Here is a 23,701-nt window from a genome sequence, read left to right on the forward strand (position 1 = left end):
CATGTGGGATTACACCGAAAAAGTCAAAGAGCACTTCTACAACCCGCGTAACACGGGTCCGCTGGAAGGTGCCAACGCCACCGGCGATGTCGGCTCCATCTCCTGCGGCGACGCGCTGCGCCTGATGCTCAAGGTCAACCCAGTCACCGAGATCATCCAGGACGCGCACTTCCAGACCTTCGGCTGCGGCTCCGCCATCGCCTCCTCCTCGGCGCTGACCGAGATGGTCAAGGGCAAGACCCTCGACGAAGCGAAGCAGATCAGCAACCAGGACATCGCCGACTTCCTCGACGGCCTGCCGCCGGAAAAGATGCACTGCTCCGTGATGGGCCGCGAAGCCCTGCACGCCGCCATCGCCAACTACCGTGGCGAAGAGTGGAGCGACGACCACGAGGAAGGCGCGCTGGTCTGCAAGTGCTTCGCCGTCGATAGCCAGATGATCGAAGACACCATCCGCGCCAACAAGCTCTCCACGGTGGAAGAAGTCACCAATTACACCAAGGCCGGCGGCGGCTGCTCTACCTGCCACGAGCCGATCGAGGAAATCCTCACCAAGGTGATGGCTGAACGGGGCGAGACCTTCGTGCCCGCCGGTGCCAAGAAGGCCAAGCCGGCCGTCGCCGAAGCAGCCCCCGCCAAGCTCGGTACCCTGGCCCGCATCCGCAAGATCGAGGAAGTCATCGCCGCCGTGCGCCCGACCCTGCTGGCCGACCGGGGCGACATCGAGCTGGTGGACATCGAAGGCAAGAACATCCTGGTGAACCTCGTCGGCGCCTGCTCCGGCTGCCAGATGGAAGCCGCCACGCTGGCCGGCATCCAGACCAAGATGATCGAAGCCCTCGGCGAGTTCGTCCGCGTCGTACCCGCCGCCAAGGCCCAGGCCCACGCCTGCGCGTCCCACGCTCACGGAGGCTAAGCAAAATGAGCACCCCCACCCCGATCTATCTCGACAACAACGCCACGACGGCCTGCGACCCGAAGGTCGTGGAAGCGATGCTGCCCTATTTCACGGAGCAGTTCGGCAACGCATCCAGCATGCACAGTTTCGGTAACAAGGTCGGTGTGGCGCTCAAGGCTGCCCGTACCAAGGTGCAGAAGCTGCTGGGCGCCGAATTCGATTCCGAGATCGTATTCACGTCCTGCGGCACCGAATCCGACAGCACGGCCATCCTGTCCGCCCTCAAGGCCCAGCCGGACCGCAAGGAAATCATCACCACCGTGGTGGAACACCCGGCCGTCCTCAGCCTGTGCGAGCAGCTGGAGAAGGAGGGCTACACCATCCACCGCCTGAAGGTGGACAACAAGGGCCGCCTGAACCTCGACGACTACGCCAAGGTGCTCAGCGACAAGGTCGCCGTGGTGTCGGTGATGTGGGCCAACAACGAGACCGGCACCTACTTCCCGGTGGTCGAGATGGCCGAGATGGCCAACGCGGCCGGCGTACTGTTCCACACCGACGCCGTGCAGGCGGTCGGCAAGATCGACATCAACCTGGCCGCCACCAAGATCGACATGCTGTCGGTGTCCGGCCACAAGCTGCACGCCCCCAAGGGCATCGGCGTGCTCTACGTGCGCCGCGCCGTGCGCTTCCGCCCGCTGCTGCGCGGCGGCCACCAGGAGCGCGGCCGTCGGGCCGGCACCGAGAACGCGCCGAGCATCATCGGCCTGGGCGTTGCCGCCGAGCTGGCGATGGAAGCCATGGAGCACGAACGCACCCACGTGAAGGCCCTGCGCGACAAGCTCGAGGCCGGCATCCTGGCCGTAGTGCCCCACGCCTTCGTCACCGGCAACCCGGAGAACCGACTGCCCAACACCGCCAACATCGCCTTCGAATACATCGAGGGCGAGGCGATCCTGATGCTGCTCAACAAGCAGGGCATCGCCGCCTCCAGCGGCTCGGCCTGCACCTCCGGCAGCCTGGAGCCGTCCCACGTGATGCGGGCGATGGGCATCCCCTACACCGCAGCCCACGGCACGGTGCGTTTCTCCCTCAGCCGCTACACGACCGAGGAAGAAATCGAGCGGGTCATCGCCGCGGTACCGCCGATCGTCGCCCAGCTGCGCAAGCTGTCGCCCTACTGGGGCGAGAACGGCCCGGTCGCTGATCCGGCAAAAGCCTTCGACCCCGCATATGCTTGATTTCATCCAGCCCTCCGCTCCCGCTGGCGCGCCGCGTGTCGTGATCAACGACACCACGCTGCGCGACGGCGAGCAATCCGCCGGGGTGGCTTTCACCCTGGCCGAGAAGCTCGCCATTGCCCGCGGCCTCAGCGACATCGGTGTGCCCGAACTCGAAATCGGCATCCCGGCGATGGGCGCCGTCGAGCGGGAGAGCATCCAGGCCTGCGCCCGCGCCGGCCTCGCCTCCCGTCTGGTGGTGTGGTGCCGGATGCGGCTGGATGATCTGGCAGCCTGCAGCGGCCTCGACGCCTGGATGGTGGATCTGTCCATCTCCGCTTCCGACCAGCAGATCCGCCACAAGCTGCGGCGCGACCGGGAGTGGGTGCTGGAGCAGATCGCCAGCCTGGTGCCGCGGGCCCGCGACATGGGCTTCGAAGTGCTGGTCGGCTGCGAGGATGCGTCCCGCGCCGACCCCGCATTCCTGCTGCAGATCGCCGAGGCCGCCCAACAGGCCGGCGCACGACGCCTGCGCTTTGCCGACACCCTCGGCGTAATGGAGCCCTTCGGCACCTTCGAACGCTTTGCAGACCTGCGCGCCAACTGCGACCTGGAGCTGGAGATGCACGCCCACGACGACCTGGGCCTGGCCACCGCCAACACCCTGGCCGCCGTGCGTGCCGGCGCCACGCATGTGAATACCACCGTCAATGGTCTCGGCGAGCGCGCCGGCAACGCCGCGCTGGAAGAGGTCGCCCTCAGTCTGGTCAAGCTCTACGGCTTCTCCACCGGGCTCGATCTGGCCGGCATCCAGGCCCTGTCCCACCAGGTCGCCCGCGCCGCCGGCAGGCCGGTGGGCTGGCAGAAGAGCGTGGTCGGCGAAGGGGTGTTCACCCATGAAGCCGGCATCCACGTGGATGGCCTGCTGAAGGACCCGGCCAACTACCAGGCCATCGACCCGGCCGAAGTCGGCCGCGAGCACCGCATGGTGCTCGGCAAGCACTCCGGCAGCGCTGGCGTGATCTCCGCCTACGCCCGCATGGGCGTGCCGATCCGCGACGACGAGGCCGCCGAGCTGCTGCCGCGCATCCGCGGCTTCGTCGAACGCACCAAGCGCACGCCCGGCCCGGCCGACCTGCGCCGCTTCATCGCCGAACTGCACTCCCTGTCGTCCGACCGTCCGCACCATGTCCGCACCCCTTCGTAAGGATCCGAACATGCCCCCCGCCGCCAACGTCTCCCTGCCCGCCGCTCCGGTCGCCAGCGAAGCGCCCCAGGGTCTTTTCTCGCTGCTGAAGGAAGACATCGACTCGGTGATGAGCCGCGACCCGGCTGCCCGCAGCCGCTGGGAAGTGCTGACCACCTACCCCGGCGTGCACGCCATCATGGCCTACCGTGTCGGCCACGCCCTGTGGAGCCGCGGCCTGCGTTATCCGGCCCGGGTCCTCCAGTTCTTTTCCCGGATGCTGACCAATGTGGATATCCACCCGGCCGCTTCAATCGGCCGCCGCCTCTTCATCGACCACGGCGCCGGGGTCGTCATCGGCGAAACAGCCGAAATCGGCCACGACGTCACGCTTTACCACGGGGTCACCCTCGGCGGCACCTCCTGGCGCAAAGGCAAACGTCACCCAACCCTCTCGAGCGGTGTCGTGGTTGGAGCCGGCGCCAAGATCCTCGGCCCGATCACCATCGGAGAACGGGTCCGCGTCGGCGCCAATTCAGTGGTTGTGAAGGATGTGCCGGCCGACCGCACGGTGGTCGGCATCCCCGGCCGCATCGTGCGCAGCGAAGGCCGCCGCGGCCCCGACGGGCTGGACCTGGACCACCACCTGGTGCCCGACCCCGTCGGCAAGGCACTGGCCTGTCTGCTCGACCGGGTCAAGGTGCTCGAATCGCGCATGGCCGCTGCCGGACTCGACCCGGAAGAGTGCGGCGAATGCTCCGACAACTGCGACTGCAGCTCGATGATCCAGTCCGCCAAGGAAGAACACTGAGGCCATCATGGATCTGCTCGACTTCGACGCCGGCCCGCTGTACTTCGACGACCCGATCGCCCCGGAGGTGACGGCGCTGATCAACGAGGCCTCCAACCTGTACCCGGAGCCGGAAACTGAGGCGCTGCTGCTGCGCGCCGAGGAACTGGCGCCGCGCCACCTGGAAGTCATCGTCGCGCTGTACCGCTACTACTTCTACCAGAACCGCCTGGACGCCGCCGACGTCATCGCCGACAAGGCGCTGGCGATCTCCGGCGAAGGCATCGGCTACCCCGCGGACTGGCGCGAACTGACCGTCGAGCAGGTCAAGAGCGGCCTCGAGAGTGCGGCCACCGCCGCCCGCTTCTGGTTGCTGTCCCTCAAGGCCAAGGCCGTGCTGGCCCTGCGCCAGCAGCGCATCGCCGACGCCCTGGCAATGCTCGGCAAGCTCGCCGACGTGGATGAGCGCGACCGCCTCGGCGTCCGCCCCCTCATCGAGGTCGCCCAGATCCGCGCCAGCGGCAACATCGTGGCCGTCGATTTCACGGCCCATTCAATCTGAATCCCAACCGTAGCCTAGGAGCCCATCATGAGTGACGTCGATCTCACCCTGGAAGAAGCCCTCGAAGACCTTTCGTCGGCCGAAGAGTTTCTCGACTACTTCGGCGTGGAGTACGACGCCAAGACGGTCCATGTGAACCGCCTGCACATCCTCCAGCGCTACCACAACTACATCAAGGCCCAGGGCCCCGCCCCTGCCGACGAAGCGCCGGCGCGTGAGTTCTACACCAAGTGGTTGACCCAGGCCTACCTGGACTTCGTGCAGTCCGACGCGCTGACCGAGCGTGTCTTCGTGGTTCTGCAGAAAGCTGCCGGCACCTCCTTCGTACCGCTGGAAAGCCTGACCAGTCCCAAGGTCTGACGCCATCCGTCCAGGAGAATAATCATGCTTCCCCGCTTCGAGTACGGCCAGACCGTCCGCGTCACGCGCAACGTGCGCAACGACGGCACTTTTCCGGGCAAGGACGTCGGCGACTTCCTGATCCGCCGCGGCTCGATGGGCATTGTCCGCGACGTGGGCAGCTATCTGCAGGACCAGCTCATCTACTCGGTGTACTTCCTGCAGGAAGACATGATCGTCGGCTGCCGGGAGGAAGAGCTCCTCGGCGAGGACGAACACTGGGTCGAGAGCAAGTTCGAAGTCCGCGAGAAGGTGCGCTGTGCGGTCACCCTCGCGGTCGGCGGCGAGATCCGCGCCGAACCCGGCACCAAGGGCGAGATCATGCGCGTGCTGCGCGACCTTCCCGGCGGCGTCCAGTACCACCTGCACGTGCCCGGCTGGGTGCTGCAGGTGCCGGAGAGTGCCCTCGAAACCCTGCCCCTTGAAGAGCAGGGCGGCGAGATCGACGCGGCAGAGGACGAGGAGGACGTGTCATGACCACGCTCGCCGCAGCCCCCGACTCCACCCTGCCCTACCTGGTCTTCAAGACTGCCCACGGCATCTATGAAAAGATGCCCGGCGAACTGTCCGAGCGGGAACTGCGCCATGTGCGCCAGGTGGCCAGGAAGCAGCTCGACATCGAGACCCTGGTGCTCACCGCACCGGAAGCCCAGGGTGTCGTCGTGCCCCAGCGCACGCTGGACGACGCGTTCCAGGAGATCCGCGGGCGCTACGAATCCGAGCAGGACTTTACCGACGCACTCGTGGCCCAGCAGCTCGACGAAGCCTTGCTGACCTCCGCGCTGCAACGGGAGCTGAAAGTGGAAGCGGTGCTCGACCGCGTCTCGGCCAAGTCCGCCAACGTGGCCGAGCTGGACGTGCAGATCTTCTACCACATGCACCGCGAGCAGTTCATGCGCACCGAGAGGCGCGGCGCCTCGCACATCCTCGTCACGATCAACCCGGACCTGCCGGAGAACGCCCCGGCGCTGGCCCTGAAGAAGATCGGCGAGATCCGCAAGCGCCTGCTGAAGGACCCGAAGCGCTTCGCCGAGCAGGCCCTGAAGCACTCGGAATGCCCGACCGCGATGAACGGCGGCACGATCGGCGACGTGGAGCGCGGCAAGCTCTACCCGGCACTGGACGCGGCGCTGTTCGCCGCCAAGGCGGTGGGAGAACTGTCGGAAGTCGTTGAATCCGAGCTGGGCTACCACATCGTCCGCTGCGACAGCATCCGCGCCGAGGGTGTGGCGCCCTACGCCGAAGTGGCGCCGCGCATCCGCCTGGTCATGGAACAGAACCGCCGCAAGCTGTGCCAGCACGGCTGGTTGAAGGAATTGCAGGAAGCTGCCGCAGCGAAAGCCAGGGAGGCCGAAGCCCTGCAGGAGCACTGAAAAGATTGTAGGAATCGGAGGGGATGAGTGGCGGCATTCATCTTCTCCAGGCTTGGAGCGCACTTTTGGGGACCCTCGGGTCCCCACTTTTTTTGTGGTGTTCCGCTCAGGCGGCTGGCAGCACGCGCACCACCCAGCCGACGAAGTCCCGTGCCATGTCCGGTGTGATCTCGTGTCCGGCCGGGTAGCGGTGGGATTCGAGTTGCACGCCGAGCTCGCCGAGCCACTGGTCGCTGCGTTCGGCCCAGGCCACCGGCAGCGTGTTGTCGACGCTGCCATGGGTGACCAGCGCCTGCAGGCCGGCCAGTTCGGTGGCCGGCGCCAGCAGTGGGGCAATCTCCGGCAGGATGCGCCCGGACAGGATGCCGAAGCCGGCGACGCTGTCCGGATGGGTCAACGCCAGGCTCGCCGACATGATGCCGCCCTGGCTGAAGCCGGCCACCACAGTACGGTCGGCCGGAATGCCGAGACGCGCCTGCAGGTCGGCGACGAAGACCGCCAGCTTGCCGCGGCTCACCTCCGCCGCCTCCGCGTCGATCATCGGGCCATTTGCGGTGAAGCTGACCTGGAAGGCGCAGAAGGCCGACGGGCCGAGGGCTATCGGCGAGCGGACCAGGGCTACCGCCAGCGATGGCGGCAGCACCGCCGCCAGGCCGGCCATGGAGACCTCGTTGCTGCCGACGCCGTGCAGCAGGAGCACCAGGCCCTGCGCCGGGCCGTCGGCCGGGCGCAGGCGGTAGGACAGGCTCAGGTCGTCGATCAGCGGCGGAAGGGTGAGAGCTGCGTTCATGCGTGTCGTTCCTGTTTGATGTTGTTGAGGGTTGTCTGCCGTTACGGCGCCAGATCGAAGACCAGCACTTCGGCATCGCGGCCGGCCGTCAGCACCACTTCAGCCTCATTGGCGAGCAATGCCGCATCGCCGGCCTCAAGACGCTGGCCATTGACGTTCAGCGCGCCGCGGATGAGGAACACGTAGGCCTTGCGGGCCGGGTCCAGCGTCAGCGCCGCCGCTTCGGCCCCGTCCAGCAGGCCGGCGTACAGCCGCGCGTCGGCATGGATCAGCACCGAGCCCTCGGCACCGTCGGGCGAAGCCACCAGGCGCAGGCGGCCGCGCTTCTCGGCGTCCGCAAAGGTCTTCTGCTCGTAGCCCGGCGCGATGCCCAGCTGGTTCGGCTCGATCCAGATCTGCAGGAAATGGGTCACCGAGTCCGTCGCGTGGTTGAACTCGCTGTGGCGCACGCCGCTGCCGGCGCTCATCCGCTGCACGTCGCCCGGCGGGATCACCGTGCCGTTGCCCATGCTGTCCTTGTGGGCCAGGGAGCCGGACATCACATAGCTGACGATCTCCATGTTCTGGTGGCCGTGGGTACCAAAGCCGGTGCCCGGCGCGATGCGGTCCTCGTTGATGACCAGCAGGTTGCCCCAGCCCACGTGGGCGGGGTCGTAGTAGCCGGCGAAGGAGAAGGAATGCTGGCTCTTCAGCCAGCCATGGTCGGCATGGCCACGATCTTGGGATTTGCGCAGGGTAAGCATGGAACACCTCCTTGGTTGATGGCTCCACTTTAGTCCCCTGCAAGCCTGTAACGACTCATGCCGTTTGATGTCATCATTCAAACCGTTTGAATGATGAGCCGAGTCACGCCCCAAAGCCGCCCGACGCCCCGGGACCTCCTGACCCCCGACGCGCTGGCCATGCTGCAAGCCATCGCCGATGCCGGCAGCTTCGCCGCGGCTGCCCGTGCCTGCGGCCTTGTACCGAGCGCCCTCACCTACCGAGTGCGACGCATTGAGGATGCGCTGGACGTGCTGCTGTTCGACCGCAGTTCGCGCCAAGCCAGGCTCACCGAGGCTGGAGCCGAACTGCTGCGCGAGGGCGGCCGGCTGCTGGCCGAAATCGACGCCATCGCCAACCGGGTGCGCCGCGTCGCCACCGGCTGGGAAGCCAGCTTCACGATCGCCGTCGACAGCATCATCAACCGCACGACGCTGTTCGAGCTGTGCCAGGACTTCCTCGCCCTCGATCCACCGACCCGCCTGCGCCTGCGCGACGAGACCCTGTCGGGCACGCTGGAGGCCCTCAGTTCAGGCCAGGCCGACCTGGCCCTCGGCGTGGTCACCGAGTCGCCAGTGGGGCCAGGCTTCCAGAGCCAACCGCTGGGCAACCAGCGCTTCATCTTCGTGGCGGCGCCCCATCATCCGCTGGCCCGCGAAACCGCCCCCCTCAGCGACGCGACGATCCATCGTCACCGGGCCGTGGCCGTCGCCGACTCCGCGCGCCACGGCGAAGGGCTGACCGTTGGCCTGCTCGGCGGCCAGGACGTGTTCACCGTGGCCAGCATGCCGGCCAAGCTGGAAGCCCAGCTACGCGGCCTCGGCGTCGGCTTCCTGCCCGAGTGCCTGGCCCGCCCTTATGTGGAAACCGGCCGCCTGGTGGCCCTGCGGGTGGAGCGGGACGAGCGCCGCATCCACGTGAACTACGCCTGGCGCAAGACTGCCGCCAACCGCATGGGCAAGGCCCTCGCCTGGTGGCTGGAACGCCTCGGCCAACCGCTGACCCGCCAGGCGCTGCTCGACGGTCCAGCCGCATCCCGTGCCGGAATCGCCAACTGAACGGCCCGGCAAAGGCCATACGACGGGCACCCAAAACAAAACGGGCCGGCCCATGGCCAGCCCGCTTGCTCAAGTCAGCTCAGCTTCCGCTCAGCGGGCCGGCACCATGATGTCCGCCTCACCTTCGAGAACGACCTTGCCGCGCACGGTGCACACCGTATCGAACTTGGCCTTGCGTTTCTCCGGAGTTAATTCCTTGATCGTGCAACGCACCGTGACGGTGTCGCCGATCTTCACCGGCGCCTTGAACTTCAGGCTCTGGGACAGGTAAATGCAGCCCGGCCCCGGCAGCTTCATGCCGAACACCGTGGAGATGAAACCGGCCGACAGCATGCCGTGGGCGATGCGGCCGCCGAACATGGTGGACGCAGCCAGTTCCTCATTCACGTGTACAGGGTTGAAGTCGCCGGTCACGCCCGCAAAGGCCAGGATGTCGGCCTCGGTGACAGTACGTGCATACACGGCACTCTGCCCGACGGACAGTTCCTCGTACTTGTAGCCGTAGTATTCCTCGAAGTTCTGCTTTTCTTCGCTCATCGACTGTTCCCTTCTGCGTGTTTTGATCTTGATTGTTGGGTTGAGAACCGTTGGAAAACCGCCGGCAGCCTGACTCCTCCTCAAGCCGCCCACGTGCCTCCAGCATACTCCAATCATGTTACGGAATCCGCACGCGATAAGGGCTGCCGACGACGTCAGGCGTCCTTCAGCAAGCCCTGACGCTCGATGAAGGCAATGACGTCGGCGAGGCCCTGGCCGGTCTTCAGATTGCTGAAGATGAAGGGGCGCTCGCCGCGCATCTTCCTGGCATCCCGGTCCATGACTTCCAGCGACGCACCGACCAGCGGCGCCAGGTCGATCTTGTTGATGACCAGCAGGTCGCTCTTGGTGATGCCCGGCCCGCCCTTGCGCGGGATCTTGTCGCCAGCGGACACGTCGATCACGTAGATCGTCAGGTCGGACAACTCCGGCGAAAAGGTCGCCGCCAGATTGTCGCCGCCGGACTCGACGAAGATCAGCTCCACATCGGGGAACAGGCGGATCAGGCGATCCACCGCCTCCAGGTTGATCGAGGCGTCCTCGCGGATCGCCGTATGCGGGCAACCGCCGGTTTCCACACCGATGATGCGCTCCGGCACCAAGGCCTCGTTGCGCACCAGGAACTGGGCGTCCTCGGCGGTGTAGATGTCGTTGGTCACCACGCACAGGTCGTACTTGTCGCGCAGGGCCTGGCACAGGGCCAGGGTCAGGGCGGTCTTGCCGGAGCCGACGGGGCCGCCGATACCGACGCGGAGGGGTTGGCCTTTCATGGAGCGTTTTCCTTCTTGTTCAGGTTCTGGATGTTCGATTCGGATTGCAGCCGGACTCACGCTGCGGCAGCCAGCGCCGCCCACTGGCGGGCCAGGGCCGGATCGTCGGCCAGGAGGACCGCCAGGTCGCGGGGGTCGGGCCAGTCCGGGTTGGAGAAATCGTGGCGGCAATGGTGCCGGCTCAGGCTCGGATGGGGCTGCAGCAGGTGCCCTCCGCTGGCGGCTTCGGCCGCCGCCGCAATGCCTTCGGCAATCAGCGCATCGATGAAATCGGGATCACGGTTGAGCTTGGACGCGTAGCCCAGGCGCACGCCGGCAAAGTCCTTGCGGGGTTGTTCGCCGAGACCGACGACGCTGACGGTGACCCGCTTGTAGTCGGCCAGATCCGATGGCAGCTTGCGCAAGCCGGAAAGCTGGGTGGCGATCTTGTTCACCACGTCGATGGAACGCAACTCCTGGCCGAGGGACAGGTTGCCGGACAGCTCGTTGCGCCGGTCAATCTGCTCGGAAGGCGTCACCGGACCGCAGGCACTCCCCTCGTACTGGTTGGGGTTGATCTGCACCACCCACAGCAGGTCGGGCTTGGCGTCCCGCGGGCGATTGACGAAAAAATCGCTGATCGGCGGGTTCTGCGAATACAGGCCGTCCCAGAAGAAGCGCGGCTCGCGGCCCGCCGGCTGGTCACAGCTGTCCACCTCCAGCGGCCCGGCGACGAAGAGTTCGGGAATGCAGGCACTGGCCAGCAGTTCATCGAGGCGGATGCCGGCACCCGGCCGCTCCGGAAAGGTCCGGAAGGCGCTCTGGGGATCATTCGGATAGCCGAGCACATCCACCGCACCGACGAAGAGATCCAGCCCCTGCCGTCCAAAGAAGCGCTCGGCGTCGGCCGGCAGCCCGACGGTGGCGCGCAGGTCGTCCTTCATGCGCGCCTGCACCAGCGCCGACAGGAAGGGCGACGGCGGCACGTTCACGTCCGGCAGCCAGTCCTGCAAGGACAGCGCGAACTGCACAGCCTTGTTGGTGAAGTACTCGCCCCACCACCAGGGCATCTTGCCAGTCGGATCGAGGCTGGCCTTGTTGAGGTTCCAGTAATGCAGCACCCGGCGCGCACCGTCGGCCCAGCTGTCGGCCTTGCTCCACGCCAGCGCCGCGGTGAGCGCTCCGCCCGAGGTGCCGGACAGGCCCAGCAGGCGGAACCAGCGGTTCTCCTGCCCTTCCTGACGGAAATGCTCAAAGGACAGGAACAGGTAGGCCAGCACGCCGGCCGTGAAGGCGGTGTGGGCACCGCCGCCCTGACAGGCGATGGCAAGACGGGGCACGTCGTCGGCGCGGGCAGTCACGATGCGGAGCTTTCAGGAACGGAACAGACGGGAATACTGCGTCTCGTGGCGGCAACTGGCAATCGCCAATCCCGGCTGGAAGTTGGACCAGGCCTCCGGCGGCCGCTGCAGCGCGTCGGCCACCCGCTCCGGCACCTGCGCCGCCAGGGACGACAACAGGCGCTGACCGGCGGCCTGGCCGAGGGGCACGGCCTTCACCGCCGCCATCACCATGTTCTCCAGCCAGGCCCAGGCATAGCCGCCCAGCGCATCGGCCGGCGGAACCTGCCAGGCCACCGCGACGGCGGCCCAGGCGGTCGGGAAAGCCGGTTCGTCCACCGCCTTCAGCCGCGCCACCCAGCCGGGCAGCTCGACGAAAGCCGGCAAATCGACCAGCAGGCGGACCAGCGAGTAGCCCATCTGCACAGTCTCGGCGCGCAGCTCGGAGGTCTCGCGGCTCGCCAGGCAGCGGGCGTTGAGCGCCGCCACCTGGCTGTCGTCGCCGGCCCACCAGGCGTCCAGCAGGCGGGCCAGCAGCGGCAGCTCGTAGCCGCCGAAGGCGCCGGCCAGCGCGTCGCCGATCCACTCGCCGACCTGGGCCTCGCTCTTCACCGCACCGCAATCGACGACCCATTCCAGGCCCTGCGAGTAGGTGTAGGCACCCACCGGCAGGGCCGGGCTGACCAGCTGCAGCAGGCGCATCAGCGGCAGGCTCACCGGTGGCCTCCGGCGTACGGGAAAACGCTCAGCGGCACAGCACGTCGTCCTTGATCGACGCGGCAACCGCAGCCACCTCGCCGATCAGCGCGTCGGACACGCCGAGGCCGGCCAACGTCGCTGCCAGGCTCTCGACCACCGCGTCGAAGTGGCTTTCGTTGAGGCCCAGCTTGTCCACCAGACCCTGGTGAGCGGCGCGCATGCCCTTGCCGTTGTAGGCCGGGCCGCCGCCGAAAGCGTAGGTCAGGAAGGCCTTCTGGTGAGACCGCTGGCGGGCCATGTCGGTGTTGCTGAAGAAATGGCTGATGCGCGCATCGGCCAGCACCTTGTCGTAGAAGATGTCGACAGCCGCATCGATCGCAGCCGCGCCGCCGAGGCGTTCGTAAAGCGTGGTCATCGGAAAAGACTCCTATCGTGGTTGAAGGATGCTTGGAGCGGCTCCCAACTCTGGGTCTTGTTATTTGTACTGGTGAATCTTCGCTTCCGTCGCCCCGCGCTCGGCGTGGTGATGGCCGTGGGCGTAGGCGCCGGCTTCGGGCTCGAAGGGCGCGGACAGGCTGCTCACCTCCGCACCGAGGCCGACCAGCATGGTCTTCAGCACGTGGTCGGTCTGGATGCGCAGCCAGCCGTCGCCGACCTGCACCGCCACGTGGCGGTTGCCCAGGTGGTAGGCCACACGGGCCAGCGCGGAGGCATCGGCGCAGTGGGCTTCAATGAGGTCTTCCGGTGCCGACACCACCTCGACGATGCGCCCGTCCTGGGCCTGCAGGCGGTCGCCGCCGCGCAGGATGGTGCCGCGGGGCAGGAACAGGCCGACCTCCTCGCCGTCCGCCAGGCGGGTGCGCAGGCGGCTCTTGGTGCGGGCGTCGAAGTCGAGTTGCAGGCGCGCCGTCGGGGCGGCGTCACCGGTGTAGAGGGTTTCGATCAGCAGCATGGTTCAGAACAGGAAGTAACGTTGGGCCATCGGCAGCACCGAGGCCGGTTCGCAGGTGAGCAGTTCGCCGGCGGCGCGGACCTCGTAGGTTTCCGGATCGACGGTGATGTCGCCCTGCCAGTTGTTATGGATCATCGACGCCTTGGTGACGCTGCGGATGCCGCGCACCGCCTCCAGCGGCTTGGCGAGGCCGAGGCCGTCGAGCGCGCCGTTGGCGAGGGACGCCTGGGACACGAAGGTCAGCGCCGTCTTGAGGCCGCCGCCGAAGGCGCCGAACATCGGGCGGTAATGCACCGGCTGCGGCGTCGGGATGGACGCGTTGGCGTCGCCCATGGCCGCCGCGGCGATCATGCCGCCCTTCAGGATCAGGCTCGGCTTGACGCCGAAGAAGGCCGGCTTCCAGATCACCAGGTCGGCCAGCTTGCCCGGCTCGATGGAGCCGACCACGTGGCCGATGCCGTGGGTGATGGCCGGGTTGATGGTGTATTTGGCGATGTAGCGCTTGGCGCGGAAGTTGTCGCTACGTGCCGTGTCCTCGGCCAGCGCGCCGCGCTGGACCTTCATCTTGTGCGCCGTCTGCCAGGTGCGGATGATCACCTCGCCAACCCGGCCCATGGCCTGGGAGTCGGACGAGAACATGGACAGCGCGCCGATGTCGTGCAGGATGTCCTCGGCGGCGATGGTCTCGCGGCGGATGCGGCTCTCGGCGAAGGCCACGTCCTCGGCAATCGCCGGGTCCAGGTGGTGGCACACCATCAGCATATCCAGATGCTCGTCGATGGTGTTGACGGTGTAGGGCCGGGTCGGGTTGGTGGAACTGGGCAGCACGTTGGACAGCCCGGCCAGCTTGACGATGTCCGGCGCATGGCCGCCGCCCGCCCCCTCGGTGTGGAAGGTGTGGATGCTGCGGCCCTTGAAAGCCGCTGCGGTGGTCTCGACGAAGCCGGATTCATTCAGCGTGTCGGTGTGGATCGCCACCTGGATATCCATTTCCTCGGCGACCGACAGGCAGTTGTCGATGGCCGCCGGCGTGGTGCCCCAGTCCTCGTGCAGTTTGAGGCCGATGACGCCGGCCTCCACCTGCTCGCGCAGCGGGTCGGGCAGGCTGACGTTGCCCTTACCGAGAAAACCGAGGTTCATCGGGAAGGCATCCGCCGCCTGCAGCATGCGCGCGATGTGCCACGGCCCCGGCGTGCAGGTGGTGGCATAGGTGCCGGTGGCCGGCCCGGTGCCGCCGCCGATCATCGTGGTGACGCCGCTCATCAGCGCCTCCTCGATCTGCTGCGGGCAGATGAAGTGGATGTGGGTGTCGATGCCGCCAGCGGTGACGATCATCCCCTCGCCGGCGATCACCTCGGTGGCGGCACCGACGGCGATCGTCACGCCGGGCTGGATGTCCGGGTTGCCGGCCTTGCCGATGGCGCTGATGCGCCCGTTCTTGAGGCCGATGTCGGCCTTGACGATGCCCCAGTGGTCGAGGATCAGCGCGTTGGTGATGACGGTGTCGGCCACTTCGGCGGCCAGGCGCTGGCCCTGGCCCATGCCGTCGCGGATCACCTTGCCGCCGCCGAACTTCACTTCCTCGCCGTAGATCGTGTAGTCCTTCTCCACCTCGATCCACAGCTCGGTGTCGGCCAGGCGCACCCGGTCGCCCACCGTCGGGCCGAACATTTCCGCGTAGGCGCGGCGCGAGATCTTTGCCATCTCAGAGCCCTCCCATGACTTGTGCGTTGAAGCCGAAGACCTTGCGGTCGCCAGCCAGCGCCACCAGCTCGACGGTACGCGTCTGGCCCGGCTCGAAGCGCACCGCGGTGCCGGCCGCAATATTGAGGCGGAAGCCCCGCGCGGCAGCGCGGTCGAAGTCCAGCGCCGCGTTGGTCTCTGCGAAGTGGTAGTGGGAGCCGACCTGGATCGGGCGGTCGCCGGTATTGGCGACCACGAGGCTCAGCGTGGCGCGGCCGACGTTGAGCTCCAGCTCGCCGGCTAGGGTGTCGATTTCACCGGGGATCATGCTCGCTCCTCAAACAATCGGCTGATGGACGGTGACCAGCTTGGTGCCGTCGGGAAAGGTGGCTTCCACCTGGATCTCGGGGATCAGCTCCGGCACGCCCTCCATCACGTCGGCGCGGGTGAGCAGCGTGGTGCCATAGTTCATCAGCTCGGCCACCGTGCGCCCGTCGCGGGCGCCTTCGAGGAGGGCGGCGCTGATATAGGCCACCGCCTCCGGGTAGTTGAGCTTGAGGCCGCGGGCCTTGCGCCGCTCGGCCAGCAGGCCGGCAGTGAAGATCAGCAGCTTGTCTTTTTCGCGGGGGGTCAGTTCCATCAAAGAGCCCTTTCTTGTTCGGTCGGCGCGGCCCGCTGGCCGGCGCCGGAAATGATAGTTGCAAGGCCTCTATCGCGGCCATTGCCGGAAACCGATATCAGGTATGCCAGATCCGCGGCACCTCTGCCTTGCGACCGACCAGCGCCGGGCGCAGCGCCGCCCACAGGGCCACGAACCAGGCCCGCGCCGGCTCGGCGGCCGGCCCCAGGTAACGCGCCACCAGCAGGCCCGGCAGGCGCGTCACGCCGCCCTCGCCCACCGTCGGCAGCACCGCCCGGCAGGCCTCCAGCAGCGCCGCGTCGATGCCCTCCGCCGCCACCAGCAGCGTGCCGGCGACCGGCTGGCCACGCAGGCCGACCGGCGAATCGAGCAGGCGCGAACCGCCTTCGATGACGCCCTGCTCGCTCCAGATCAGCCGCCCGTCCCGCTCGATGCGCGAGGCCAGGCGCAGGCTGCCGGCGGTCAGCCGCTCGCCGGACGCAGTGCGGCCGAGGCACAGCAGGTCCAGCCCGACGAACACCGCGTCGCCCTGCAGGCGGACCGTGGTCTCGGTGAAGCCGCGCACCCGGTCGAAAACGATGCTCTCCTGCGGCAGCCATTCCAGCACGCCGCCCGCCGCCACCGAAAAATCCAGTCGCTGGGTGGCCAGCGGCCCCTGGCTGCGATACCACTTGCCGGCGCCGGGCGTGGTGACCAGCGCATGGGCGCCCTCGCCCACCTTCACCTGCACCGTCAGCGCGTCGCCCCCGGCAATGCCGGCCGGCGGATGCAGCAGCAGCGCATGGCACACCGCCGGCCCTTCCGGGTAGAGCGCCTTCTGCACCCGCAACGGGCCTTCGTGCAGGCGGTGGGCCAGGACCGTGCGACCGTCGGGCGTGGCGTCGAAGCCCAGTTCAAGGCGCGCGCGCCAGCTCAGGTGGTGGCCGGCGTCGGGGCGCGATGGCGCTTTCGATTCGGCGGGAGGACAGGGAGCGAGCGACATGGGCGTCAGATTAGCAAACGGTATGCCGGAGAAGCGCATGAATACAGGGTTTCGGGGCGAATGCCGGGTTTATGGCGCGAAACCCGGCGCTTGCGGGGCGCGGACTATGCACCAAAATGGTTGGCGTGTGGGGTCGCAGGCTTAGTCTATGGGGCTCGATGTCCGTATGCGCACCAAACAGGGGCATTTGTGGTGCTTTGCTGTATGGGTTTGAAGGTTTTCTGGGCGGATTTCCGTTGTTTTGCTTTACGTTGGCCGGGTCTCGCCCCGGCGGGCGACATCCTTTCTTGTCACACGACAAGAAAGGATGCAAAGAAACGTGCCCCGCTGCCGCGCCCCCTGCGGGGGTGCCCGAGCTCCGGGCGTGCCGGGCGGGGTCTGTGCCACCCAAAGTGGCTATGGCAGGCAGCCCCCTTCAGGAAAGGCGCGGCGAACTGCCGTGCCGGAGGAAACTGGTTCAGTACAAAGTAAGCAAGCCTCCCTCGGACTTGAACCAGCTCAACTCCCGGCCGAACTCTTTCAGCGCCGAGGGCAGTGGTCTCACCGCCGGAGGAAGCTGGCTCATCTCGGACGGGAGCTGACCCAGTACAAAGGTAAGCGAGCCTCCCTCGGACTTGAACCAGCTCAGCCCCCAGCCGAACTCTTTCAGCGCAGAGGGCAGTGGTCTCACCACCGGAGGGAGCGGGTTCATCTCGGACGGGAGCTGGCTCAGTACAAAGGTAAGCAAGCCTCCCTTGGACTTGAACCAGCTCAGCTCCCAGCCGAACTCTTTCAGCTCCGAGGGCAGTGCTCTCACCGCCGGAGGAAGCGGGTTCATCTCGGACGGGAGCTCGCCCAGTACAAAGGCAAGTAAGCCTCCCTCGGACTTGAACCAGCTAAGCCCCAGCCTCAGCAAACGCTCGGAGCCTCCCCACAGCCCGTCCTGAACCGCCGAGCAGCACAGCGGCAGGCGGGGTAGTCCGGCGCGGCTGTCTGAGGAGGCGAAGCCGACGAGTTCCGCGCCGGCCGCCTGCTGCGAGCAGCGCAGGGAAGTCGGCCGCAACGCGGACGACCGGTGAAGCACGGGTCGCCTTCTTTGCCTTCTTTCTTGGCGACGCAAGAAAGAAGGTCGCCCGCCGGGGCGAGTCCCGGCCAATCCAAGGCTCAGCCACGGAAAGCCTCCCGGCAAGGGCAAATGGCTCCACCCGTGCTGGGCGAATGAATTCGCCCCCACAGAGGTGCGGCGTCGTCAAACCGACAACATCTCCCTCACCTTGTGAGCCTCCATTTCATCCCCCCGCCCCGCACTGATAATCTCCCCCCGCTCCATCAACAGATAGTGATCCGCCAACGACCGCGCGAAGTCGTAGTACTGCTCCACCAGCAGGATCGCCATCTCCCCCGTCCCGGCCAGCGCGCGGATCGCCCGTTCGATGTCCTTGATGATCGACGGCTGGATGCCCTCGGTGGGTTCGTCGAGGATCAGCAGCTTGGGCCCCGGAGCCAGCGCGCGGCCGATGGCGAGCTGTTGCTGCTGGCCGCCGGAAAGGTCGCCGCCGCGCCGCCGCATCATCTGCTTGAGCACCGGGAACATCTCGAAGATGCGGGTCGGCACCTCGGCGCTGGCGGGCCGGGTGGCGAGGCCCATCATGAGGTTCTCCTCCACCGTCAGGCGCGGGAAGATCTCGCGGCCCTGGGGCACGTAGCCGATGCCGGCGCGCACCCGGCCGTAGCTGGGCGCCTTGGTGATGTCGGCGCCGTCGAGGGCGATGCTGCCGGTGGCGGCGGGCACCAGGCCCATCAGGGTCTTGAGCAGCGTGGTCTTGCCCACCCCGTTGCGCCCGAGCAGGGTGGTGACCTTGCCCATCGGCACCTCGAAGCTGAGGTTGCGCAGGATGTGGGAGCCGCCGTAGTACTGGTTCAAGTTGGTGACGGTTAGCATGTTCAGCGCCCCAGATAGACTTCGATGACGCGGGGATCGGCCTGGACGGTGGCGAGGTCGCCCTCCGCCAGCACCGAGCCTTCGCACAGTACGGTGACCTTGCCGCCGAGGGCTTCGACGAAGGCCATGTCGTGTTCGACGACCACCAGCGAGTGCTTGCCCTTGAGGCTGACGAACAGCTCGGCGGTGCGCTCGGTCTCGTCGTCGGTCATGCCGGCGACGGGCTCGTCGAGGAGCAGCAGCTTGGGCTCCTGCACCAGCAGCATGCCGATCTCCAGCCACTGCTTCTGGCCGTGGGACAGCAGCCCGGCCATGCGGTCGGCCTGATCGATGAGGCGGATCAGGCGCAGGGTGTCGGCAATCTTGTCGAGGTCGTCGCCGAACAGGCGCGCGAAGAGGCTCTTCTTGACCCGCTTGTCGGTCTTGAGGGCCAGCTCCAGGTTCTCGAACACGGTGTGGTGCTCGAAGATGGTCGGCTTCTGGAACTTGCGGCCGATGCCGGCGTGGGCGATCTGCGGTTCGGTCAGACGGGTCAGGTCGATGGTCTGGCCGAAGAAGGCCTTGCCGGAATCGGGCCGGGTCTTGCCGGTGATGACGTCCATCATCGTGGTCTTGCCTGCCCCGTTGGGGCCGATGATGCAGCGCAGCTCGCCGGCGTCGATCTGCAGGGACAGCTGGTTGAGGGCGCGGAAGCCGTCGAAGCTGACCGTGATGTCGTCCAGGTAGAGCATGACCTTGTGGGACAGATCGAGCTCGCCGGGGGTCAGCACGTGGCTGGTGCTGGCTCCGCCGTCCCAGCCTTCCTTCTGGCCGTCGGCGGGGGCGTTGCGGGAGATGGAGGATTCGACACGCATCGTCAGGCTCCTTTAGCGGCGGTGCCGTTGGGGATCTTGGTTTCGGTGGCGGCCGGGCTGCGCGGGGCGGCAGATACCGCCGCAGCTTCGACGCGGGCCGCCGCCAGGGCGGCCTTTTCGGCACGGCGGGCCTTGATCTTGGCCCACAGGCCGGCCACGCCCTCGGGCAGGTAGAGGGTCACCAGGATGAACAGCAGGCCCAGGAAGAACAGCCAGTATTCGGGGAAGCTGGTGGTGAACCAGGTCTTCGACAGATTGACGATGCCGGCCCCGAAGATCGGCCCGACCAGCGTGCCGCGCCCGCCTACCGCGACCCAGATGGCGATCTCGATGGAGTTGGCGACGGACATTTCCGACGGGTTGATGATGCCCACCTGCGGCACGTAGAGCGCCCCGGCCAGGCCGCACAGCATGGCCGACACGGTCCAGATGAAGAGCTTGTAGTGCAGCGGGTTGTAGCCGATGAACATGACCCGGTTCTCGGCGTCGCGGATGGCGGTGAGGACGCGGCCGAACTTGGAGGCGATCAGCGCCTTGCCGATGATCAGCGTGCCGAGCAGCAGCGTCACCGACAGGCCGAACAGCACTACGCGGGTCTCCGGGGCGGTGATCGAATAGCCGAGGATGCGCTTGAAGTCGGTGAAGCCGTTGTTGCCGCCGAAGCCGGTCTCGTTGCGGAAGAAGAACAGCATCGCCGCGTAGGTCATGGCCTGGGTGATGATCGAGAAATACACCCCCTTGATGCGCGAGCGGAACGCGAAGTAGCCGAAGATCCAGGCGATCACGCCGGGCACCACCACCGCCAGCAGCAGGCACCACAGGAAGCTGTCGGTGCCCGACCAGTACCAGGGCAGTTCCTTCCAGTCGAGGAACACCATGAAGTCCGGGATGTCGGCGCCGTAGCTGCCGTCGCGGCCGATCTGGCGCATCAGGTACATGCCGAAGCTGTAGCCGCCCAGCGCGAAGAACAGCCCGTGGCCGAGGGACAGGATGCCGCCGAAGCCCCAGATCAGGTCCATCGCCACCGCCACCACGGCGTAACACAGGATCTTGCCGATCAGGGTGATGGCATAGGTGGAGATGTGCAGCGGATGGCCCTCGGGCAGCATCAGGTGGGCCAGGGGCACCAGCACCCAGGCCGCCACAAAGACCGCCGCTACTGCCAGCCAGCCCCGCGGACCGAGGCCGGCAACAAGTTTCACGCTAACAGGTGTGCGCATGGCTGTCCCCGCTCAGTCGACGAACCGGCCCTTGAGGGCAAACAGCCCCTGGGGTCGCTTCTGGATGAAGATGATGATGAAGACCAGCACCAGGATCTTGGCGATGACCGCCCCGGCCCAGCCTTCGAGGAACTTGGTGACCACGCCGAGGCCCAGCGCCGCCCACACCGCGCCGGCCAGCTGGCCGACGCCGCCGAGCACAACGACCATGAAGGAATCGACGATGTAGCCCTGGCCCATGTCCGGCCCGACGTTGGCGATCTGCGACAGGGCGACGCCGCCGAGGCCGGCGATGCCCGAGCCGATGCCGAAGGCCAGGGTGTCGATGCGCGCCGTCGGCACGCCGACGCAGCCGGCCATCGGACGGTTCTGCGTGACGGCGCGGACGAACATGCCCAGGCGGGTCTTGTTCATCAGCAGCCACACCACCAGCAGCACGAAGCCCGAGAAGGCCACGATGACCAGGCGGTTCCACGGCAGGGACAGGTTCTCGGCCAGCTGCACGCCGCCGGACATCCACGCCGGGTTGGCCACTTCCACGTTCTGCGCGCCGAACAGCAGGCGCGCCGCCTGGATCAGCACCAGGGACAGGCCCCAGGTGGCCAGCAGGGTTTCCAGCGGGCGGCCGTAGAGGTGACGGATCACCGTGCGCTCCATCAGCATGCCCACCGCCGCGGCGACGAAGAAGGCCACCGGCACCGCGGCGACCACGTAGTAATCGACGAAATCGGGAAAATGGCTGCGGAACAGGGCCTGCATGGCATAGGCGGAATAGGCGCCGACCATCAGCAGCTCGCCGTGGGCCATGTTGATGACGCCCATCACCCCGTAGGTGATGGCCAGACCCAGCGCCGCCAGCAGCAGGATGGAGCCGAGGGAGATGCCGGTGAAAATCTGCCCGGCGGTGTCGCTCCACACCAGGCGGCCGTCGATGGCCTTGATCGCGGTCTGGGCGGCCAGGCGGACCTTCTCGTCCGGCTCGGCGTAGCTGTCGCCCTGTTTCTCGATCAGCGGCAGCAGCAGCGCCTTCACCGCCGGGCTGGCCGACTGGCCGAGGGTCTGCACGGCCTGCAGGCGGGCCGCGGCGTCAGGGCTGCTGAGGCTGGCCTGGGCCTGCAGTTGCACCAGGATGGTCTTGATCTCGCCGTCCTGCTCCTGCTTCAGGGCCTTGTCGAACAAGGGCAGCAGCGCCGCACCGTCGCCCATGTCGGCCAGCAGGGCCTTGGCGGCGGCCAGGCGTTCGGTCTTGTCGGCGGACAGCAGGCGCAGCGCCGCGAGGGCGCCATCCACCTGCTGGCGCAGGCTGTTGTTGAGGCTGATGGAGTCCGGACTGGCGGCCGGCTTCAGCGACTTGCCGTTGGCGGCGTCCAGCACCTGGTCGCCGGCGACGATCACCAGCGTGTCGCCGGCCACCGCCACCGCGTCGTCGGACAAGGCCTTGAGCAGGCGCGCCGCGTCGGCATCGCCGACAGACGCCAGCGCCGCCACGGCGCCCTGTTTGGCGTCGAAGTCTTCCGACGCGAGGCCCTTCAGCACCTCGGGGGCCACGTCGGCGCGCACCGCGCCGGCGCCCAGGCCGAGGGCCAGGCTCAGGATGAATATCAGTCGTTTCATGCTTGCTCCCGAAATCGGAGTGCGAAATCGATGGGCCTAGGCCCGCCCCCGCGAGGGCGAAAAAATGGCCGGCTCCGGGCCCGGAGCCCACCGCCGGCCAACAACTACCCTCTTGAGAAGGTTGGAGATTTCTTACAGCTTCTGTTTGCTCTCATTGCCGGGGATGTACGGGCTCCACGGCTGGGCGCGGATCGGGCCCTTGGTCTTCCACACCACGTTGAACTGGCCGTCGGCCTTGATCTCGCCGATGAAGACCGGCTTATGCAGGTGATGGTTGGTCTCGTCCATCTTCAGCGTGAAGCCGGACGGGGCCTTGAAGGTCTGACCCGCCATCGCCGCGATGACCTTGTCGGTGTCGGTGGACTTGGCCTTCTCGACGGCCTGGGCCCACATGTGGATGCCGACGTAGGTGGCTTCCATCGGATCGTTGGTGACGACGGTGTCGGCCTTCGGCAGCTTGGCCTTCTTGGCCCAGTCGCGGTACATCTTGATGAACTTGTCGTTGTCGGGGTTCTTCACCGACATGAAGTAGTTCCACGCGGCCAGGTGGCCGACCAGCGGCTTGGCATCGACGCCGCGCAGTTCTTCCTCACCCACCGAGAAGGCCACCACCGGCACGTCCTTGGCCTTCAGGCCGGCGTTGCCCAGTTCCTTGTAGAAGGGCACGTTGGAGTCGCCGTTGATCGTCGAGATCACCGCGGTCTTCTTGCCCTCGCCGGCGAACTTCTTGATCTTGGCGATGATGGTCTGGTAGTCGGAATGGCCGAAGGGGGTGTACTCCTCCATGATGTCCGCATCTGCAACGCCCTTGCTGTGCAGGAAGGCGCGCAGGATCTTGTTGGTGGTGCGCGGATAGACGTAGTCGGTGCCGAGCAGCACGAAGCGCTTGGCGGAGCCGCCTTCCTTGCTCATCAGGTATTCCACCGCCGGAATGGCCTGCTGGTTGGGCGCCGCACCGGTGTAGAAGACATTCTTCTCGAGCTCTTCGCCCTCGTACTGGACCGGGTAGAACAGCAGGCCGTTGAGTTCCTTGTAAACCGGCAGCACCGACTTGCGGGACACCGAGGTCCAACAGCCGAAGGTCACCGCGACCTTGTCCTGGGACAGCAGCTGGCGGGCCTTCTCGGCGAACTTCGGCCAGTCGGAAGCCGGATCGACGACCACCGGCTCGAGCTTCTTGCCGAGCACGCCGCCCTTGGCGTTGATTTCCTCGATGGTCATCAGCGCGGTTTCCTTGAGGGCGGTCTCGGAGATTGCCATCGTGCCGGACAGGGAATGCAGGATGCCGACCTTGATGGTGTCGGCCGCGTAGGCGCTGGAAGCGATGCCGCCCATCGCGGCGATGGAGGCGGAGATGACGGCAGCCTTGAGGAAGGAACGACGGTTTTGCATCGATGACTCCTTGGTATCGGTTGGGTTTGGCTAATGCGGTGCAGCAATGGAACGCAGATTACGGAGCCCGTCCCATCCCC

Annotated in this window: 27 protein-coding genes; 9 read left to right on the top strand and 18 right to left on the bottom strand. The window is 66.9% G+C overall.

Going from position 1 to position 23,701, the window contains the following annotated elements:
* The first annotated feature begins 1 nt into the window (after position 1).
* From nifU to nifM, 8 genes are read left to right on the top strand one after another with little or no spacing between them, the layout of a single operon-like run.
* Positions 2-916, top strand: a complete 915-nt coding sequence (gene nifU, locus AC1PPK_RS21470) for a Fe-S cluster assembly protein NifU (RefSeq protein WP_481115031.1) — start codon at positions 2-4, stop codon at positions 914-916.
* Positions 917-921: 5 nt separating this feature from the next.
* Entirely contained in the window at positions 922-2,139 is a 1,218-nt protein-coding gene (gene nifS / locus AC1PPK_RS21475) for a cysteine desulfurase NifS (RefSeq protein ID WP_481115032.1), read from the top strand.
* Positions 2,132-3,325, top strand: a complete 1,194-nt coding sequence (gene nifV / locus AC1PPK_RS21480) for a homocitrate synthase (protein WP_481115033.1) — start codon at positions 2,132-2,134, stop codon at positions 3,323-3,325. Before nifS ends, nifV begins: the two co-directional genes overlap by 8 nt.
* Positions 3,326-3,335: 10 nt before the next feature.
* Entirely contained in the window at positions 3,336-4,115 is a 780-nt protein-coding gene (gene cysE / locus AC1PPK_RS21485) for a serine O-acetyltransferase (RefSeq protein ID WP_481115034.1), read from the top strand.
* 7 nt (positions 4,116-4,122) lie between these two features.
* The gene (locus tag AC1PPK_RS21490) at positions 4,123-4,656 is read left to right on the top strand and encodes a hypothetical protein (RefSeq protein WP_481115035.1); all 534 of its coding nucleotides are present in this window, start codon (positions 4,123-4,125) and stop codon (positions 4,654-4,656) included.
* Positions 4,657-4,683: 27 nt separating this feature from the next.
* Complete coding sequence (gene nifW, locus AC1PPK_RS21495; RefSeq protein WP_374480868.1) at positions 4,684-5,016, top strand: nitrogenase-stabilizing/protective protein NifW; 333 nt, start codon at positions 4,684-4,686, stop codon at positions 5,014-5,016.
* Between the two features lie 24 nt (positions 5,017-5,040).
* On the top strand, positions 5,041-5,532 hold the full coding sequence (locus AC1PPK_RS21500; protein WP_481115036.1) for a nitrogen fixation protein NifZ: 492 nt from the start codon (positions 5,041-5,043) through the stop codon (positions 5,530-5,532).
* Positions 5,529-6,428, top strand: coding sequence for a nitrogen fixation protein NifM (gene nifM / locus AC1PPK_RS21505; RefSeq protein ID WP_481115037.1), 900 nt, complete (start codon positions 5,529-5,531; stop codon positions 6,426-6,428). Before AC1PPK_RS21500 ends, nifM begins: the two co-directional genes overlap by 4 nt.
* A 106-nt stretch (positions 6,429-6,534) precedes the next feature.
* Here nifM and AC1PPK_RS21510 read toward each other — a convergent pair whose 3' ends face one another.
* Entirely contained in the window at positions 6,535-7,218 is a 684-nt protein-coding gene (locus AC1PPK_RS21510; protein ID WP_481115038.1) for an alpha/beta hydrolase, read from the bottom strand.
* 41 nt (positions 7,219-7,259) lie between these two features.
* Entirely contained in the window at positions 7,260-7,961 is a 702-nt protein-coding gene (locus AC1PPK_RS21515) for a pirin family protein (RefSeq protein ID WP_481115039.1), read from the bottom strand.
* 90 nt (positions 7,962-8,051) lie between these two features.
* Here AC1PPK_RS21515 and AC1PPK_RS21520 point away from each other — a divergent pair, with 90 nt between their 5' ends.
* Positions 8,052-9,038 carry a LysR substrate-binding domain-containing protein gene (locus AC1PPK_RS21520; RefSeq protein ID WP_481115040.1) on the top strand — a complete coding sequence of 329 codons (987 nt, stop codon included), beginning with the start codon at positions 8,052-8,054 and terminating at the stop codon, positions 9,036-9,038.
* A 90-nt stretch (positions 9,039-9,128) separates the two neighbouring features.
* Here AC1PPK_RS21520 and AC1PPK_RS21525 read toward each other — a convergent pair whose 3' ends face one another.
* The 16 genes from AC1PPK_RS21525 to urtA all read right to left on the bottom strand — a co-directional run bounded on the left by AC1PPK_RS21525 (position 9,129) and on the right by urtA (position 23,621).
* Positions 9,129-9,575, bottom strand: coding sequence for a MaoC family dehydratase (locus AC1PPK_RS21525; protein WP_481115041.1), 447 nt, complete (start codon positions 9,573-9,575; stop codon positions 9,129-9,131).
* Positions 9,576-9,730: 155 nt separating this feature from the next.
* Positions 9,731-10,345, bottom strand: a complete 615-nt coding sequence (gene ureG / locus AC1PPK_RS21530; RefSeq protein ID WP_481115042.1) for an urease accessory protein UreG — start codon at positions 10,343-10,345, stop codon at positions 9,731-9,733.
* A gap of 56 nt (positions 10,346-10,401) precedes the next feature.
* The gene (locus tag AC1PPK_RS21535; protein WP_481115043.1) at positions 10,402-11,685 is read right to left on the bottom strand and encodes a patatin-like phospholipase family protein; all 1,284 of its coding nucleotides are present in this window, start codon (positions 11,683-11,685) and stop codon (positions 10,402-10,404) included.
* A 12-nt stretch (positions 11,686-11,697) separates the two neighbouring features.
* Positions 11,698-12,366 carry an urease accessory protein UreF gene (locus AC1PPK_RS21540; RefSeq protein WP_481118251.1) on the bottom strand — a complete coding sequence of 223 codons (669 nt, stop codon included), beginning with the start codon at positions 12,364-12,366 and terminating at the stop codon, positions 11,698-11,700.
* 43 nt (positions 12,367-12,409) lie between these two features.
* Entirely contained in the window at positions 12,410-12,778 is a 369-nt protein-coding gene (locus tag AC1PPK_RS21545; protein ID WP_481115044.1) for a group I truncated hemoglobin, read from the bottom strand.
* A 60-nt stretch (positions 12,779-12,838) separates the two neighbouring features.
* Positions 12,839-13,315 carry an urease accessory protein UreE gene (ureE, locus tag AC1PPK_RS21550; RefSeq protein ID WP_481115045.1) on the bottom strand — a complete coding sequence of 159 codons (477 nt, stop codon included), beginning with the start codon at positions 13,313-13,315 and terminating at the stop codon, positions 12,839-12,841.
* 3 nt (positions 13,316-13,318) lie between these two features.
* Entirely contained in the window at positions 13,319-15,019 is a 1,701-nt protein-coding gene (ureC, locus tag AC1PPK_RS21555; protein ID WP_481115046.1) for an urease subunit alpha, read from the bottom strand.
* Between the two features lies 1 nt (position 15,020).
* Positions 15,021-15,326 carry an urease subunit beta gene (locus AC1PPK_RS21560; RefSeq protein ID WP_481115047.1) on the bottom strand — a complete coding sequence of 102 codons (306 nt, stop codon included), beginning with the start codon at positions 15,324-15,326 and terminating at the stop codon, positions 15,021-15,023.
* 9 nt (positions 15,327-15,335) lie between these two features.
* Entirely contained in the window at positions 15,336-15,638 is a 303-nt protein-coding gene (gene ureA / locus AC1PPK_RS21565) for an urease subunit gamma (RefSeq protein WP_079435773.1), read from the bottom strand.
* A gap of 97 nt (positions 15,639-15,735) precedes the next feature.
* Positions 15,736-16,620, bottom strand: coding sequence for an urease accessory protein UreD (locus AC1PPK_RS21570; protein WP_481115048.1), 885 nt, complete (start codon positions 16,618-16,620; stop codon positions 15,736-15,738).
* 457 nt (positions 16,621-17,077) lie between these two features.
* Positions 17,078-17,683, bottom strand: a complete 606-nt coding sequence (locus AC1PPK_RS21575; RefSeq protein WP_481115049.1) for a hypothetical protein — start codon at positions 17,681-17,683, stop codon at positions 17,078-17,080.
* A gap of 165 nt (positions 17,684-17,848) precedes the next feature.
* Positions 17,849-18,541, bottom strand: a complete 693-nt coding sequence (gene urtE / locus AC1PPK_RS21580; protein WP_481115050.1) for an urea ABC transporter ATP-binding subunit UrtE — start codon at positions 18,539-18,541, stop codon at positions 17,849-17,851.
* Positions 18,542-18,543: 2 nt separating this feature from the next.
* Entirely contained in the window at positions 18,544-19,395 is an 852-nt protein-coding gene (urtD, locus tag AC1PPK_RS21585) for an urea ABC transporter ATP-binding protein UrtD (RefSeq protein ID WP_481115051.1), read from the bottom strand.
* A 2-nt stretch (positions 19,396-19,397) separates the two neighbouring features.
* Positions 19,398-20,615: an urea ABC transporter permease subunit UrtC gene (gene urtC / locus AC1PPK_RS21590; protein WP_481115052.1), complete on the bottom strand. Its 1,218-nt coding sequence runs from the start codon at positions 20,613-20,615 to the stop codon at positions 19,398-19,400.
* A 12-nt stretch (positions 20,616-20,627) separates the two neighbouring features.
* Positions 20,628-22,229, bottom strand: a complete 1,602-nt coding sequence (urtB, locus tag AC1PPK_RS21595) for an urea ABC transporter permease subunit UrtB (RefSeq protein ID WP_481115053.1) — start codon at positions 22,227-22,229, stop codon at positions 20,628-20,630.
* 132 nt (positions 22,230-22,361) lie between these two features.
* Positions 22,362-23,621, bottom strand: coding sequence for an urea ABC transporter substrate-binding protein (gene urtA / locus AC1PPK_RS21600; protein ID WP_481115054.1), 1,260 nt, complete (start codon positions 23,619-23,621; stop codon positions 22,362-22,364).
* Between the last annotated feature and the right edge of the window lie 80 nt (positions 23,622-23,701).

It is taken from the genome of Zoogloea sp. JDB1, from assembly GCF_056724025.1.